The following is a 14,954-nucleotide window of genomic DNA, read 5'->3' as shown; positions in this document are numbered from 1 at the left end:
GAATTTGTTAAAATAAATTTTTTAGATGTATATTATAATTTAATCGAATAGAAATGAAAAATATACATACATTTTGAATTTTAAGCAACACTTAGGGGGATTTGGTGACAAGATTTAATTATAAGGAAGAAGGTTTCTATGTATGATTCTCAAAAAATCATATCTAGGCACCTTCTTTTTTGTATAAAACTCTATTAAACTTAAAAGGTTAGATATAAAATTATTGATGTTACATAAAAAAGATATTAAAATTAAATTATTTTATAGTATTAATAATGTTGAATAGTTTAAGTATTAATATTGTATAAGTTTTGTACCATTTTAGATACAATGAGATATATTGATTATGGAAATAACCTTCCTGTAAATATTATTAAAAACTATTTATTATATAAATAAGGAGAAATCAATGAAAAAATCAGTAGCTTTGGTAAATGATAGCAGAAAAGATTTAATAGATTTTTTGGAAAATAACTTAAAGTTAGTTTTTGGAGATTACATAAAAATTAACAGATATTTTATAAATGAAATAAATGATGATGATATTATAAACGATGACGTAATATTAGTAATGTCTGTAGAGAGATTAGATAAAATTATAAATAATATATTGGACAAGAAAAAAGTTATTGTAATAAGAAGAACTTTTAAAGAAGATAAAGTATATGATTTATTATCCTTACCACAAGGTACAAATGCTTTAATTGTAAATGATTCTGATGAAACTACTTTAGAGACTATAAGCTTATTTTATAAGATTGGAGTAACTAATATCAGACCAGTTCCATATATGAACGAAAATAATTATAAAGATATAAAGATAGCTATAACTCCAGGAGTTCCAGAAAAAGTCCCTAGTTTTATCTCAGATATTTTTGATTTAGGTCATAGATATATAGATATTTCTACATTTATAGAAATAATAAACTTATTACAAATCGATTCAAAAGAAATACAATCTAATCTAGTTAAATACTCAGAAGAAATAATAAGTTTAGACACAGGTATAAAAGATAAATATAAGGAACTGTTTTTAAAGATAGAAGAATTAGATACAATATTGAACTTATCAAAAGATGGAATATTATTTACTTCAAAAGATGGTGTAATAAATACATATAATAGTAAAGTAAAAGACATCTTAAATATAAAAGAAGATATCTATGGTAAACATATTGAAGAAGTGTTTATAGATAGTTTAAAGGTTTTATTAAATGAAAAAGAGATATTGGACAAGGTTGTTATATTTGATAAAAAGTATATAAATGTAAATAAAAAAAACATATACAATAAAGATGAAAAAATGGGTACATATTACAGTTTACAAGAAATAACATACATAAAAAAGCTAGAACAAAATTTAACTAAAAAATTAAGAGAAAAAGGACAAATAGCAAAATATACATTCAAAGATATAAAAACAAATAGCCCAAAGATGCTTGAATGCATAGATTTAGCTAAAAAAGTTTCTAAATCTGATTTAAGTATACTTATTAGAGGTGAAAGTGGAACTGGTAAAGAACTCATAGCCCAATCTATACACAATAATTCAACTAGAAAAAATCAGCCATTTATAGCAGTAAATTGTGCAGCTGTTCCCGAAAACTTACTAGAAAGTCAGTTATTTGGATATGATAAAGGTACTTTTACTGGTGGTCTAAAAGAAGGAAAACAAGGATTATTTGAGCTAGCAAACAATGGAACTATATTCTTAGATGAAATTGGCGACATGCCCTTAGAACTACAAACAAAGCTCCTTAGAGTTCTTCAAGAAAAACAAATAATGCCTGTCGGTTCTCATAATATAATTAATATAGATGTTAGAATCATATCAGCTACTAATAAAAATCTAGAACAAATGATTGATAATAGTAAATTTAGAGAGGATTTATATTATAGATTAAATACAATTCCAATAAATATACCTCCTTTAAGGGAAAGAAAAGAAGATATTTTAATTATTATGGAAGATTTAATTAATAAAAAGTTATTGATTACACCAGAAGCAAAAGAGCTTCTACAAAACTATAAATGGAAAGGTAATATAAGAGAACTCCAAAATGTAACATCTTATTTAAATATTATGTGTGATGATATTGTACTTGAAAAGGACTTACCTCCAAACTTAAGAACTTTAGATAATAAGAATTCCCCATTAAAACTAAAGTATAATAAAAATGATATTTTAAATATACTAGAAGTGTTAATCTTAAATAAAGAATCAGATGTTGGTATTGGTAGAGGACTAATTTTACAAAGATTACTAGATAAAAATATTCAAATTACTGAAGGGAAAATAAAAAAAATATTTGAATATCTAAAAAAAGAAGAATTTATAATTTGTAATTCAGGAAGATATGGAAGTAAAATAACTCAAAAAGGAGAAACCTTTTATAATAAATTAAAGTATGAAACTCTATAAGTTTATCAAATATTAAATAAAAAATCTATTAGGGAATAATTTGTTTCCTTAGTAGATTTTTTTGTTTGCTAAATACATAAAAATTATAGTTTATTTTTATCTAATTAATAGGAATTAATAGGAATAGGATACATAAAAATTTTCCTATTTTCTTTATAAACACTCATATATAGCATAATCTTTATCCAAAATAAGATTTTTTACTGAAAATTGCAATATAATATTTATTTTTCATACTTTTAATACAATATAATGATTTTTTTTATTCAATATTTTTATAAAAAACAAAATTCTTAAGTAAAAAAATATGGCATAATAATTGCTTAACTATATTAACAAAACAATAAAAAGCAATTGGAGGAATAAAAATGCAACCAGCTTTAAAATTAGAAAATCAAGTTAAAGAATTAGAAAAAGATTTTGTAATAGAAAGTTGTAATTCTATAAAACCTTGGTTAATAGATGTTAGAAGAGAATTACACAGAATTCCAGAATTAGCTCTTGAGGAAAATCTTACAAAACAAAAAGTCATTTCTTATTTAAAAGAAATAGGAATTGATTATATGGAATTTACAAAACACAATGGAATTATGGCATACATTTTAAAGGAAAATGCAGATAAAACTATTTGTATAAGAGCAGATATGGATGCACTTCCTATAGAAGAAGAAAACGATATACCTTACAAATCAATACATAATGGAAAAATGCACGCTTGTGGTCATGATGCGCATACAACAATGCTACTTGGAGCATGTAAAGTACTCCATTCAATGAAAGATAGTCTAAATGTAAATGTAAAATTCTTATTTCAACCAGCAGAAGAAGGTTTTGGTGGAGCAAAATTCTTGGTTGAAGACGGGTGTTTAGAAAACCCTAAAGCTGATTATATATTTGGGCTTCATGTCATGCCACACATTAAAACAGGATTTATTGAAACAAAATACGACACATTAAATGCAAGTGTTGATACTATAGAAATAAGTGTTAAGGGTAAAAGAGCTCATGGTGCATACCCTGAAAATGGTATTGATGCAATAGTCACAGCTTCACAAATTGTTACATCACTACAAACCATAATAAGTAGAAACCTAGAACCAAATAATGCTGCAGTTTTGACTATAGGCAAAATATATGGTGGTGATGCACATAATGTAATATGTGAAGATGTAAAATTAGAAGGTACATTGAGAACTTTAAATAGTGAGACAAGGGATTTTGTAATTAATAAGATTACTAAAATTGTTGAAGATACAGCATCTGCATTTGGATGTATTGGAACATTATATGTGAGTGACGAAAATTACCCTGCTGTTATAAATGAAAAGGAATTAGTAGATACTGTTATTTCAAATACTAAGGAATTACTTGGAGAAGAAAAATTTATACTGAGAACAAACTCTTCATTAGGTGGAGAAGATTTTTCTTTTTATACAGAACATTGCAAAGGAGCCTTCTTCCATTTAGGGTGCAAAAACGAGGAAAAAGGGCTGACTTCACCTCTTCATACCTCTAAATTTAATGTAGATGAGGATTGTCTGCCAATAGGAGTTATGATGCATGTAATGAATACTTTATATTTTAATTAATATGGTAATTAATAAAAGAATAGGAGATAAATTAATATGGAAAAAGCTAAAAAATTAGGGTTATTTAGTATGATATTATTAGGAATTAATAGTATCATAGGTTCAGGTATATTCTTACTACCAGGTAAAGTTTACAATCTAGCAAGCCAAAACAGTATATTTATATATATTTTTGCTACACTTCTAGTTCTATCAATACTTTTATGTTTTGCAGAGGCTGGAAGTATGTTTGACAAAAATGGAGGTGCATATTTATACTCCAAAAAGGCATTTGGTGATTTTATAGGTTTTGAAGTTGGCACAATGTCTTGGGTTATTAGAATCATATCATGGTCTACACTAGCAGTAGGATTTGCAACAGCTTTAGGCGCATTTTGGCCAGAAGCTGCTACTGAATATAAAGGGTATATCGCAGTGACATTAGTGACATTACTTTCAATAAACAGCTTATTTGGAATTAAAAGCACAAAGATAATGAATAATGTAATAACTATAGCTAAATTAGTACCATTAATAGTTTTTGTAATAATCGGAATATTCTTTATAAAATTTGATAATGTTGTTCCTTCAGGTAATGTTGTAAATTCCAGTATAGGACCAGCTATAATATTAGTATTTTACGCGTTTACTGGATTTGAATCATTTGTTGTAGCAAGTGGAGAAATGGATAATCCTAAAAAAAATCTTCCAATAGCATTAATAACTACAATATTTATATGTGCAATAATTTATATCTTAATTCAAGTTGTCTGTATGGGTATACTTGGAGACAAACTATTTGAAAATAGTATTCCAATCGCAGACGCTTCAAGCGTATTTTTAGGTAATTATGGCAAAGTCTTTATATCTGTAGCAACATTAATATCTATATTTGGAATAAATATAGGTTCTTCAATAGTAACTCCTAAATGTGGCTCTGCTCTAGCAGAAGAAGGTTCTCTTCCAGCATTTATAGGAAAAACAAATAAATATGATGCTCCATATGTAGCAATAATAATGTCTTTAATCTTCTGTATACCACTTGTATTAACTGGAAGTTTTGAACAGCTTGCAGTAATGAGTGTAATTGCCAGATTTGCTCAATACATACCAACTTGTTTATCAGTAATAGTTTTAAGAAAAAGAGCAGATATTCAGGCTTCATTTAAAATTCCTTTTGGTCCTGTTATACCAACAGTAGCTATATTAGGTAGTTTATGGTTGTTACAACAAGCTTGGCTTGAAGATATGTCAAAACCTATAACTCAAAATAGGGTTTTGATAGGACTAGGAGCAATGTTATTGATAGCACCTTTATATGTACTTATGAAAAAAAATAAAAAAAATGAATGTGAGTGCGAAAATAAATCAGAAGATTCAAAATTGTATATTCCAAGAGAAAAAATTCAGTAATATTTTATAGATTACTTGACATTCTTTTTTATTTTAAATTTATAGAAAAAGTCAATAAAGACCTAAATTTTGTTATTTACACAAAGTTTAGGTCTTTATTTTTTCTAATAAGTAACATATATTAAATACTATAATCAAACATCAAAATTCAAACAAGTTTCAGGTTCATCTTCTATTTTTGCTATTTTAAACTTACATGCAATTAATGCTAGAGATACCAATGGATTTATAATATTTAATAATGCATATGGACCATATGTTAATGCAGATACCCCTAATGTTGCTGTTATATACGCTCCACATGTATTCCATGGTACCAGTGGAGAACTTAAAGTTCCACTATCTTCTAAAGCTCTTGACAACATCTTAGGGTGTATACCTCTCTTTTTATATTCCTTATTATACATTCTTCCTGGTATAACTATAGATAAGTATTGTTCACCTGCTATTATGTTAGTAACCGTGCAAGTTACCATTGTACATAATACTGTTCCAAATACACCCTTTGCTAATCTTAGTAAAGAAGAAGCTACTGCTTCAAGCATGCCTGTTTTTTCTAAAATACCTCCAAGAGATAAAGCACATATTGTTAAAGATACAGTGGACATCATATTCATAATCCCACCTTTAGATAATAAAGCATCTACCTCTTCTATTTGTGTTGATGAAACATATCCATTTTGTGCTGCGTCTAATATTACATTCATAGATTCTCCTTGGAAAACTATTGCAAACAATACTCCTAATACAGCACCTACTATAAGCCCTGGTATCGCAGGAACTTTAAATATAACTAATCCAATTACTATTGCTGGAGCTAATAATAATACTGGTGATAAAGTATTAAATGTAGAATCTAATGTAGACCTAATTAACTCTATCTGTTTTATGTCTAATGCTTGACCTGAATACTTCATTCCGATTACACCATAAATTACTAAACAAATTAATAATGATGGTATAGTTGAATATAGCATATATTTTATATGTGTAAATAAATCTGTTCCTGCCATAGCTGGAGCTAAGTTAGTCGTTTCAGATAAAGGTGATAGTTTATCTCCAAAGTAAGCTCCAGATATTATAGAACCAACTATTAATCCAGTTGGCATACCCAAACTTTGGCCAATTCCTAAAAGTGCTACACCTACTGTACCCATTGTACTCCAAGATGAACCTGTTGCAAGAGATACTATTGCACATACTAGCGTTGATGCTACTAAAAAAATATTTGGTGATAAAATTTTTAGTCCCCAGTAAATCATACATGGAACTACTCCACTTACTATCCAAGTTCCTATAAGTACACCTATTATAATTATGATTAAGATTGCTTGCATTGCCATCTTTATACTATTGAACATACTTAATTCTAGGTCTTTCCATTTAAATCCAAGCCTATATACAGCCACAAGTCCTGCTACTGCTGCAGCTCCTATTAGTGGTACATGAGGTGATGAGCCATACATTAATACCCCTAAACTTAAAAATAATATCAAGCAAGTAATTGGTATCATTGCATCAAACAGATTTGCTTTTCTACATTCTCGCTCTTTCATAAAATAATTTCCTCCTAATTATTTGAACACTACACTATAATTTTTTTTGAAACATATTCGCTCGTACTAGATGACACGATACCTCCATAAGTTAATAAAAATTCTACATTGTCGCCTAATTTATAGTCATATTTTGTATTACTTACATCTAATATCATGTGGTCTGAACTTGCCCCTAATATCTTTATATCAGTGTCTATTGGAATTAAAGAGTCAATATTTATGTCCTGTTTACCTATTGCTATGATTGCCCTTTTTAAGATTCCCTTGTCTTCATAAACAGGTTTATTTCTAAAAGCATCCACTCCTATTTCGCCAATAGGAACTGATGGCTTTTCTTTACATTCAACTATTTGACATATTAATTTGAATACATTTTGATATGTCCCATTTATATTTTTGCCATATGCGGTTTCTCTACCAAGTAGAATAGATTCACCTATTCTCAAATTAGTAACACCTTCTGGCATATTATTACTTGTCATTAAATGTATAGAGCTTGAGTTACCTCCTGATACTATTTCTAGATTTATTCCAAATTTACCTTCTATCTTTTGAGCTATACTTACTAGCCTACCTATATTTTCTTTAGATGGTATAACAGCTCCATAACAAGTTAAGTTTGTAGCTATACCAACTATTTTAATATTTTTTAATCTTACTATCTCTTTTATACTATTAAAGAGGTCTTCTTCATAAAAGTAACCTTCTCGTAAATCTCCTAAGTCAAACATAAGAACTATATTATGAATAATATTTTTACTTTCACATAACTCATTTAATTTCTTTATAGTTTCTAATTCTGAGTTAAAACTTATATCACAATAATTGATAACTTCTTCTAGTTCACTTATCATGGGTATTCTAATCAGCATTTTAGGTAAATTTATATCTTGTAATTTTTTTAAGTTTTGAACTCTTGAATCTGCTATATAGTCTATTCCTTCACTATATACTGCTTCTACTATTTCTTTTTGTGCACAAAATGATTTAGTTACAAAAGATACTTTAATGTTTCTTTCATGACAACTCTGTAAAATTATTTTAGCATTATGTTTTAATTTTTCTATATCTATTTCTAATCTAGGGTACATAATCTTTCCTCCTTGAAGTTCAAACTTTTTAGTAGGAGCTTAAGAGATGCTTCTTCGTATTTTTTAGACAAAACACCCATAGAAGCCATAATATAGTCACTATCTATCAATATCTTTGTTTTTTCCTTTGGAAATAGTAATTCTTTATTTTTATTGTATTTAGTTATATTATCTAATATTTTAATTCTACTAGGGAGCCTAGTAAGTGCTCCCCCTGTACCCACTATATATCTTACTTCTGTTAAATCTTTTCCTTCTGCAATTTTGATTTTTCCAGTTGTTCCATAAATATTTCTTATTTTTCCTGAGTGTCTTAACATAGCTTTAATAACAGCTTCTTTTGTCAATCTCTCGACAAATAATATTTCTTCTTTTGATTTTGGTATTGGCGGATAATTATCTATTACTTTATCAATATCTATAGATAATTCATTTTGTAAGTTTTCTTTGCCTATAACTTCTACTATATTTTTCATATTTACATATACACCTAAATCCCCCTCAACACTTCTTTTAGCTACAGGTTCAGGATTAACTAATATTTTATTAATATAGTCACTTCCATCTGTAACAGAATGTACATCAGTAGTTGCTCCACCTACATCTAGAGTTAATAAATCTCCAATATTTTTATATAAGAGTTTAGAAGCTTCCATTACAGCCCCTGGAGTTGGAGTAATATTTTCATTAACCATTTCTTTAATATACTTCATTCCTGGTGCTGTAGTTATATGATCTTCAAACACACCTTGAATGATTTTTCTTGTAGGTTCTATATTCAATAAATCTATTTTAGGGTATACATTTTCTGTTATATAAAGCTTATAATTTGTATCTTCAAATATTAATCTTACTTCCTCTTGATTTTCAACATTACCAGCATATATAACTGGTATACCTAAATTCATAGAAGCTATCATTTCGGCATTATAAATAGCTGTATCTCTTTCTCCGTAATCAACTCCACCAGCTATTAAAATTATATTGGGATTTATTTCTTTTATTTTCTTTAAATCAGTTCTTTTAATTCTACCTGATGTTACTTGACGAATAACAGCTCCAGCTCCTAGAGCAGCTTCTTTAGCTGCTTTTACTGTCATATCATATACTAATCCATGAACAGTCATTTTTAATCCACCAGCTGCACTAGAAGTTGCAAACATATCATTATATTTTATATCATCTACAGATAATTTATTAGCTAAATCTTTAATAGCACCTGATAAGCCATTTCTTACATCGCCACCTTCAAACACTGTTGTTGGAGCCTGACCTTGACCTAAAAATACAGGATTATCAGTATCAATATCATGAAAAGCGTTTACCACAGTGGTAGTACTTCCTATTTCAGCTACCAACACATCTATTTTTAGAGAAACTTTTTTATTCTTCATTATTTATTATTCATTTCTCTTCTTTTTTCAACTAAGAAAGTGGCTACATGTATACCTTTACTATTTCTTCCAAATCCAGCATCTATTCCTTGTTCAACGGCTATTTCAGGTGTTACTTGTGTTCCTCCACAAGCAATCATTACTTTATCTCTTATACCTTTTTCTACACAATAATCGTGTAATTTCTTCATATTTTTATAATGAATATCATCATGGCTTATTATTGTAGATGCAAGTATTGCATCTGCATTTAGCTCTATTGCTGCATCTACTAATTTCTCTACAGGTACAGAAGTTCCCAAGTAATGGCATTCTATACCATATTTTTCAATACCACCATGTTTTATATCTATTATTTCCCTTAAACCAACTGAATGTTCATCTTCTCCAACTGTTGCTGAAACTATTTTCATAGGTTTTTCTTCTATATCTGCTCTTATTTCTTCATCAGTTAGTACTTTAGGCTCTTCTGGTATTACTAAATCATTTAAATCTATATCAAATGGAACTCTTCCCTTTACTTCTATCCTAGTACCTTCAGATTCATGCATAACTTCTCTACTTATAACCTCAACTTCTTGTAAATTCATTTTTTTGACAAATTCCAATGCTGCAAACTCAGCTGTTCTTTTGTCGGTAGGAAGCATCATTGTTATCATTACAATTCCATCTGCACACCATTCCATTTCAGGCTTGATTTTAGTTCCACTTCTGTATTCCTCTGATTCTTTTAGTCTATTTTCCACATTATCAAAATCATCCAGTTCATCGATGTATATTATTTTGTCTGGATTTTCAAATGTACATCCATCTATTAATATTGATGGATTATCTATAGCTTTTTCATCGTATTGAGCTACATTATTGTATCCAAAGTGAGCAGTTACAGGTGCTAAATAATCTTTATCTCTTTCATAAACAGTACCTTCTCCAACTCCTCCTTTTATTTTTCTAGATATTCCATCACCATTTCTTTCTGGATAATTTCCTGAGTCAACGAAGAATCCTTGTTCTACAGATTCAAAATATCCTCCAACTTCAAATATTTCTTCCATATATAATACAGCTCTTTCTTTAAGCTCTCTTGCTTTGTATCTTAATTCGCCAACATCTTTAAGTTCTATCATATCCATAAGACCATCCATACCAACTAAAGCTTGCTTTGCTGTATCACATGCTTCTATGTTGTATATATGCCAAGGTACATTTCTACCTTCGTCAGGTGTTATAGTTGATTGTATGTCAGCTCTAGTTAAAACTGATGTTAATAAATTTAATACATGAGTGACTGTAGCTTCTCTAGTTGATGATTCCATATATTTAGTATTCATTTGAGCTCTCATCTTATAATCACTAAATAACTCCCTAAGTGCAACAGCGTAAGGTAAGTCTATTCTTAAACATGGTGCTGGAGGTGCTGTTGGTGGAACTGTTGATAAACATATATTACTTTTATCTATTCCTATTTTTTCTGAGAATATAGAATTTAAAGCGTGTTGAACCATAAGTTCAGGCATTACCTTCCATGCTTCTCTAGCAGTAGCATTAGCATTATGTGCTCCATCTATTTGAGCTATATTGGCAAAAGCCATTATTTGTTTAGCTTCACAAGCATCTACAAAAGATCTTACCATGTTTATATTTCTATATAGAACATTATATTGTGGGTCTTGATGTGCTCCATTGACCCCTTCTTCAGCAAACATTACTGCTACTTCAGGACCCGCAACACCGCTTACATATGAATGGTAATTAATCGGTCTACCAACTTCTTCTTCTATAAAGTCAAGAGCTTTTCTTTGAGCTCTTACTTGTTTTCTTGTTATTGGAACACCACCTATACCTTGAGGAGTGCCTTCTATAAGTCCATCAAAATGCGATTGTCCAGCTGTTCTAATGACCATTAAGTGGTCAGCACCATGATGAGCTGCCATCCTCATTCTTCTTATATCATCTTCAAATCTTCCAGAAGCTATTTCAGTAGTAATAACTGGGCTTGGTTGAGGGTCTATATTATTGAAATATTTAGATGATGGTAACCCTATACTCTTCTTTAAAGGTTTTGTACAGTCTTTATATTCAAAAGGTCCCATTTCAAGATTTTCCAAGTGTTCTCTCCAAACCCAACCTCTTCTTTTTGGTTTATATTTATCCAAATCTTTTAATATATAGTCTATATCTAATTTTTTATTTTCCTTTAACATGATTCTACCCCTTCTCTAAATAAACATGTAACTTCATCCCAATATTCACCATTAACTAATAATAAACCAGCTTCTCTAACTGATATATTTTTAGATTTAGCAAACTTATAAACTACATGCCCTGCCCCCTTACCTATAAGACCTCTTTCCATAACACCTTCTAAAATAGGTTTTACCTCAAGAGAAGAAAATCCCATTCTTAACAAAACAGACCTTTCTATTGATGGTGTTGTGTTCTTTTTACCAAGGTCTATCATTGGTTCTACTATCTGGGTAGCTAAACTCCAAAATCTTTCTTTTAACTCATCATCACTCAATTTCTGAAGATGTTTTCTTCTAACCTCAAAATCATCCTCTCTTTTTTTCATGAACATTCCCCCATTCATATCAATTTAAGTGAATTTTCCAACTATTTATTTCATGTTAAATTAAAAAACAGTAACTATTATAAATTATTTAACGTATCAATAACAAAATCTCTTGAACTTTTTACTTCTTCCATTAAAAATTCTATATCTTGATTACTTATACTATCAACATCATGAATATCGTTGTGAGAGATACAATTTTTTATAAATGATTTTCTTATTTTATTCATATCAATATCAACACATTTTAATAATTCTGGTCTTTCTGGTAATATTAAGTTTACTCCTGCAATTTCTTCTTCTGGATTCCCAAATTTTATATCTATTCCATTTTCTCTTGCAAAAGTAAGTTGTGGACATATGTGTTTACCTGCACCTGTATACTCTGTCTCTTGTACTACTATAACTTTATCTTCATCTAATTCTTGTGCTAAAGAAAATGCTGCTGCTAAAGATGTATTACCAGCAGGACCTCTCTCTATACCTTCCAACTGTGCTAATAATTCAGTTGTATAGAAAACTTCTCCTTGTTTTACTAGCACATATCTGTCCATATATCTAAGTGGCCTAGCTGCAGATCTAGGTACATCTGACCTATCAGGCCATGTACAGAATGGTATACCAAAACCTGTATGTCCTGTTGTGAATGATTTTTTATTAAATTGATTATCACTAGCCATGTGTAATCCTTTCAAATCAACACTTGCTCCTACTACTTTAGTATTAAGAGAACCAGCTTTTATTAGACCCCTTGCAGTTCCAGTAAGATTACCTCCACCTGCATTTGTACAAACAACTATATCTGGGTCTTTTTTATATTTTTCTCTAAATTGAATAGCTAACTCATACCCTAAAGTTTCTACACCTGCAATGCCAAATGGTGAATATAATGATGCATTAAAATAGCCTGTTTCTTCTAATAAAACTAAGAATGTATAAAATAATTCTGGTCCAACAGTTAATTGAACAACTTCTGCTCCATAAGCTTCACATTTTCTTGCTTTCTCTATAATTTCAGGTTGACCTACACCATTAGAATCATAGCATTCTTGGACTATTATACATTTTAACCCCTGCATTGCTGCTTGAGATGCTACAGCTGCCCCATAGTTACCACTAGTGGCTGCTATTACACCTTTATATCCCATTTTTTTGGCATGATATACTGCAGTAGCTGCTCTTCTCGCTTTAAAGCTACCAGATGCATTCATTGCTTCATCTTTTACAAATATTCTAGCACCTTTACCTTCTGGAGCGCATTTTCTAGCTAGCTTAGTCAAATTTTTAAGTTCTATTATAGGAGTATTTCCAACAGCATATTGTGATTGAATTGCTTCAATATCTTGTAATGTATATCCTGTTTCACCCATCATTTTTTCATAATCAAATCCTATTCCTTCTTGTTCAAAAGATGAGTAATCCAGTCCAATTGCATTTTTCATTATTTCATTATTTCTTCCCATGACAGCTTGATAGCTCATATCTTTCATTGATGCTGCATTATTCATTACATACACCTCCAAATAATATTTCTTTCGCCTGTATTCCTATTTGGAGTAACTCTGGTATACATTTACCATAATCATGAGTATAGTATGGATTTACTTTAAGTAAATTACCTTTTACAAGTCTACCTGTAATTGTTTTAACTTCTACTAAATCGCCTATAAAAGCATCTTTTTGTATAAATCCTTTAACCCACATTTCTAAGGATACTTTCTTAGTATCCTCTGGAACTTGTGGAGCTCTTTCTTCTGGAGTTAACACTATATTGTGTATAATAACCCAATCATTAATTTTAGCATCCATTTTTTCATCCCCTTATTAACTAACTGTTATTTTATTAATTTGCTTTTGATTCTTCTTCTAATTCAACTTCTATCTGATTTCTTATATCTCCCATTATTGCTCTAGGTACTGGTATATCCAACATAGTTTTAAGACCTGGTCTAGCATTTATTATTAATGGAATAGAGTTTACTATCATTGCGTAAGTACCTACCCCTCCAGGTATTTCAGGATTTATTTGTAAATCAATGTTTGGTATCCCTTTTATTGATACATAGTCTCCTGTTTTAATGCCTTCTGCTTCAGGTATTATCTGTTGTGGATGCTCCATTTCAATTAAAATGTCTCCATTTACATATCCATATCCACATTGTCTACAACCAGCAACATTTCCAGCTAATGCCTCACCGTACTTAGATTTTCTATCTACTGTAGTCATTATTGGTTCTTTTGTTTGTTCTATCTTATCTAGTTTCCATCCTAATCCATCAGCTATCATATTTATTGATTCTACAAATCCTACATGACCTGCTATAGTATTATTTTCTACACCTTTTATGAACTCTTCTTTTGTTACTCCAACACCTTGTTCTACCATAACAGATTTTCCAAATGGTGATAAATCATTTACCCTCTTAGCTTTTATACTATTAACTTCTTCACAAGTCCCTGAAAGTGCTAATACTAGTAAATCTAATACAAACCCTGGATTTATTCCTGTTCCAAGAATACTTACTCCATTCTCTTTTGCAACTTCATCCATTTGCTTAGCCAAATCTGCATCATCAGCTTTTGGATATGCCATTTGTTCTGCTGTTGATATAACATTTATTTTTCTATTTAATAAGAACATTATTTTATCAAAAGCCTTTTTGGTAAATGAATCAGTTGCTAATAAAACAACATCTGCACTTTTTTCTTTAAAAACTTCTTCATAATTTCCATTGATAATAACTTCTTCTCTTTCTCCTCTTTCAATTCCTAGGACATCATACATACTTTTACCTGAAGTACTTCTACTGCAAACAGATACTATTTCTATACCTTCTTTTTTTAAAATCATATTAGCCATTCCTATCCCCATAGCTCCAAATCCCCATATACCAACTCTTACTTTTCTCATATATACACCCTCCTAAAAATTTAT

General features: G+C 29.7%; 11 protein-coding genes. 3 read left to right on the top strand and 8 right to left on the bottom strand.

The window, feature by feature from the left end:
* Nucleotides 1-409: 409 nt before the first annotated feature.
* The 3 genes from KGF48_RS14975 (at nucleotide 410) to KGF48_RS14965 (ending at nucleotide 5,403) form a co-directional block, all read left to right on the top strand.
* Nucleotides 410-2,422, top strand: a complete 2,013-nt coding sequence (locus tag KGF48_RS14975; RefSeq protein WP_227827845.1) for a sigma 54-interacting transcriptional regulator — start codon at nucleotides 410-412, stop codon at nucleotides 2,420-2,422.
* Nucleotides 2,423-2,790: 368 nt separating this feature from the next.
* Nucleotides 2,791-4,011 (top strand): M20 family metallopeptidase, encoded by a 1,221-nt coding sequence (locus KGF48_RS14970; protein ID WP_227841408.1) that lies wholly within the window; start codon nucleotides 2,791-2,793, stop codon nucleotides 4,009-4,011.
* A gap of 36 nt (nucleotides 4,012-4,047) precedes the next feature.
* Complete coding sequence (locus KGF48_RS14965; RefSeq protein ID WP_227841406.1) at nucleotides 4,048-5,403, top strand: APC family permease; 1,356 nt, start codon at nucleotides 4,048-4,050, stop codon at nucleotides 5,401-5,403.
* A gap of 134 nt (nucleotides 5,404-5,537) precedes the next feature.
* Here the strand turns inward: KGF48_RS14965 and nhaC are convergent, their stop codons facing one another.
* The 8 genes from nhaC to ord all read right to left on the bottom strand — a co-directional run bounded on the left by nhaC (nucleotide 5,538) and on the right by ord (nucleotide 14,930).
* Nucleotides 5,538-6,959 carry a Na+/H+ antiporter NhaC gene (gene nhaC / locus KGF48_RS14960; RefSeq protein WP_227827848.1) on the bottom strand — a complete coding sequence of 474 codons (1,422 nt, stop codon included), beginning with the start codon at nucleotides 6,957-6,959 and terminating at the stop codon, nucleotides 5,538-5,540.
* Nucleotides 6,960-6,988: 29 nt separating this feature from the next.
* On the bottom strand, nucleotides 6,989-8,053 hold the full coding sequence (orr, locus tag KGF48_RS14955; RefSeq protein WP_227868214.1) for an ornithine racemase Orr: 1,065 nt from the start codon (nucleotides 8,051-8,053) through the stop codon (nucleotides 6,989-6,991).
* Entirely contained in the window at nucleotides 8,038-9,447 is a 1,410-nt protein-coding gene (locus KGF48_RS14950; protein ID WP_227856558.1) for a GlmL-related ornithine degradation protein, read from the bottom strand. Before KGF48_RS14950 ends, orr begins: the two co-directional genes overlap by 16 nt.
* On the bottom strand, nucleotides 9,447-11,651 hold the full coding sequence (oraE, locus tag KGF48_RS14945; RefSeq protein ID WP_227839988.1) for a D-ornithine 4,5-aminomutase subunit OraE: 2,205 nt from the start codon (nucleotides 11,649-11,651) through the stop codon (nucleotides 9,447-9,449). Before oraE ends, KGF48_RS14950 begins: the two co-directional genes overlap by 1 nt.
* Nucleotides 11,645-12,019 (bottom strand): ornithine aminomutase subunit alpha, encoded by a 375-nt coding sequence (locus KGF48_RS14940; RefSeq protein ID WP_227827852.1) that lies wholly within the window; start codon nucleotides 12,017-12,019, stop codon nucleotides 11,645-11,647. The genes oraE and KGF48_RS14940 overlap by 7 nt, the downstream gene beginning before the upstream one ends.
* 77 nt (nucleotides 12,020-12,096) lie before the next feature.
* Entirely contained in the window at nucleotides 12,097-13,527 is a 1,431-nt protein-coding gene (gene ortB, locus KGF48_RS14935; protein WP_227839989.1) for a 2-amino-4-oxopentanoate thiolase subunit OrtB, read from the bottom strand.
* Nucleotides 13,520-13,828: a 2-amino-4-oxopentanoate thiolase subunit OrtA gene (gene ortA / locus KGF48_RS14930; RefSeq protein ID WP_227827854.1), complete on the bottom strand. Its 309-nt coding sequence runs from the start codon at nucleotides 13,826-13,828 to the stop codon at nucleotides 13,520-13,522. Before ortA ends, ortB begins: the two co-directional genes overlap by 8 nt.
* Before the next feature lie 34 nt (nucleotides 13,829-13,862).
* On the bottom strand, nucleotides 13,863-14,930 hold the full coding sequence (ord, locus tag KGF48_RS14925) for a 2,4-diaminopentanoate dehydrogenase (RefSeq protein WP_227868213.1): 1,068 nt from the start codon (nucleotides 14,928-14,930) through the stop codon (nucleotides 13,863-13,865).
* Nucleotides 14,931-14,954: the final 24 nt, after the last annotated feature.

Source organism: Clostridioides sp. ZZV15-6388 (assembly GCF_020657755.1).
Taxonomy (GTDB): Bacteria; Bacillota; Clostridia; order Peptostreptococcales; family Peptostreptococcaceae; genus Clostridioides.
The sequence above is the reverse complement of the archived record's forward strand: the minus strand, read 5'-3'. Positions and strand labels throughout refer to the sequence as shown.

Excerpts from the sequence above, each read along its gene's own strand:
- KGF48_RS14975 (WP_227827845.1), top strand. The coding sequence starts at position 410 with ATGAAAAAATCAGTAGCTTTGGTAAATGATAGCAGAAAAGATTTAATA.
- KGF48_RS14970 (WP_227841408.1), top strand. The coding sequence starts at position 2,791 with ATGCAACCAGCTTTAAAATTAGAAAATCAAGTTAAAGAATTAGAAAAA.
- KGF48_RS14965 (WP_227841406.1), top strand. The coding sequence starts at position 4,048 with ATGGAAAAAGCTAAAAAATTAGGGTTATTTAGTATGATATTATTAGGA.
- nhaC (WP_227827848.1), bottom strand. The coding sequence starts at position 6,959 with ATGAAAGAGCGAGAATGTAGAAAAGCAAATCTGTTTGATGCAATGATA.
- orr (WP_227868214.1), bottom strand. The coding sequence starts at position 8,053 with ATGTACCCTAGATTAGAAATAGATATAGAAAAATTAAAACATAATGCT.
- KGF48_RS14950 (WP_227856558.1), bottom strand. The coding sequence starts at position 9,447 with ATGAAGAATAAAAAAGTTTCTCTAAAAATAGATGTGTTGGTAGCTGAA.
- oraE (WP_227839988.1), bottom strand. The coding sequence starts at position 11,651 with ATGTTAAAGGAAAATAAAAAATTAGATATAGACTATATATTAAAAGAT.
- KGF48_RS14940 (WP_227827852.1), bottom strand. The coding sequence starts at position 12,019 with ATGAAAAAAAGAGAGGATGATTTTGAGGTTAGAAGAAAACATCTTCAG.
- ortB (WP_227839989.1), bottom strand. The coding sequence starts at position 13,527 with ATGAATAATGCAGCATCAATGAAAGATATGAGCTATCAAGCTGTCATG.
- ortA (WP_227827854.1), bottom strand. The coding sequence starts at position 13,828 with ATGGATGCTAAAATTAATGATTGGGTTATTATACACAATATAGTGTTA.
- ord (WP_227868213.1), bottom strand. The coding sequence starts at position 14,930 with ATGAGAAAAGTAAGAGTTGGTATATGGGGATTTGGAGCTATGGGGATA.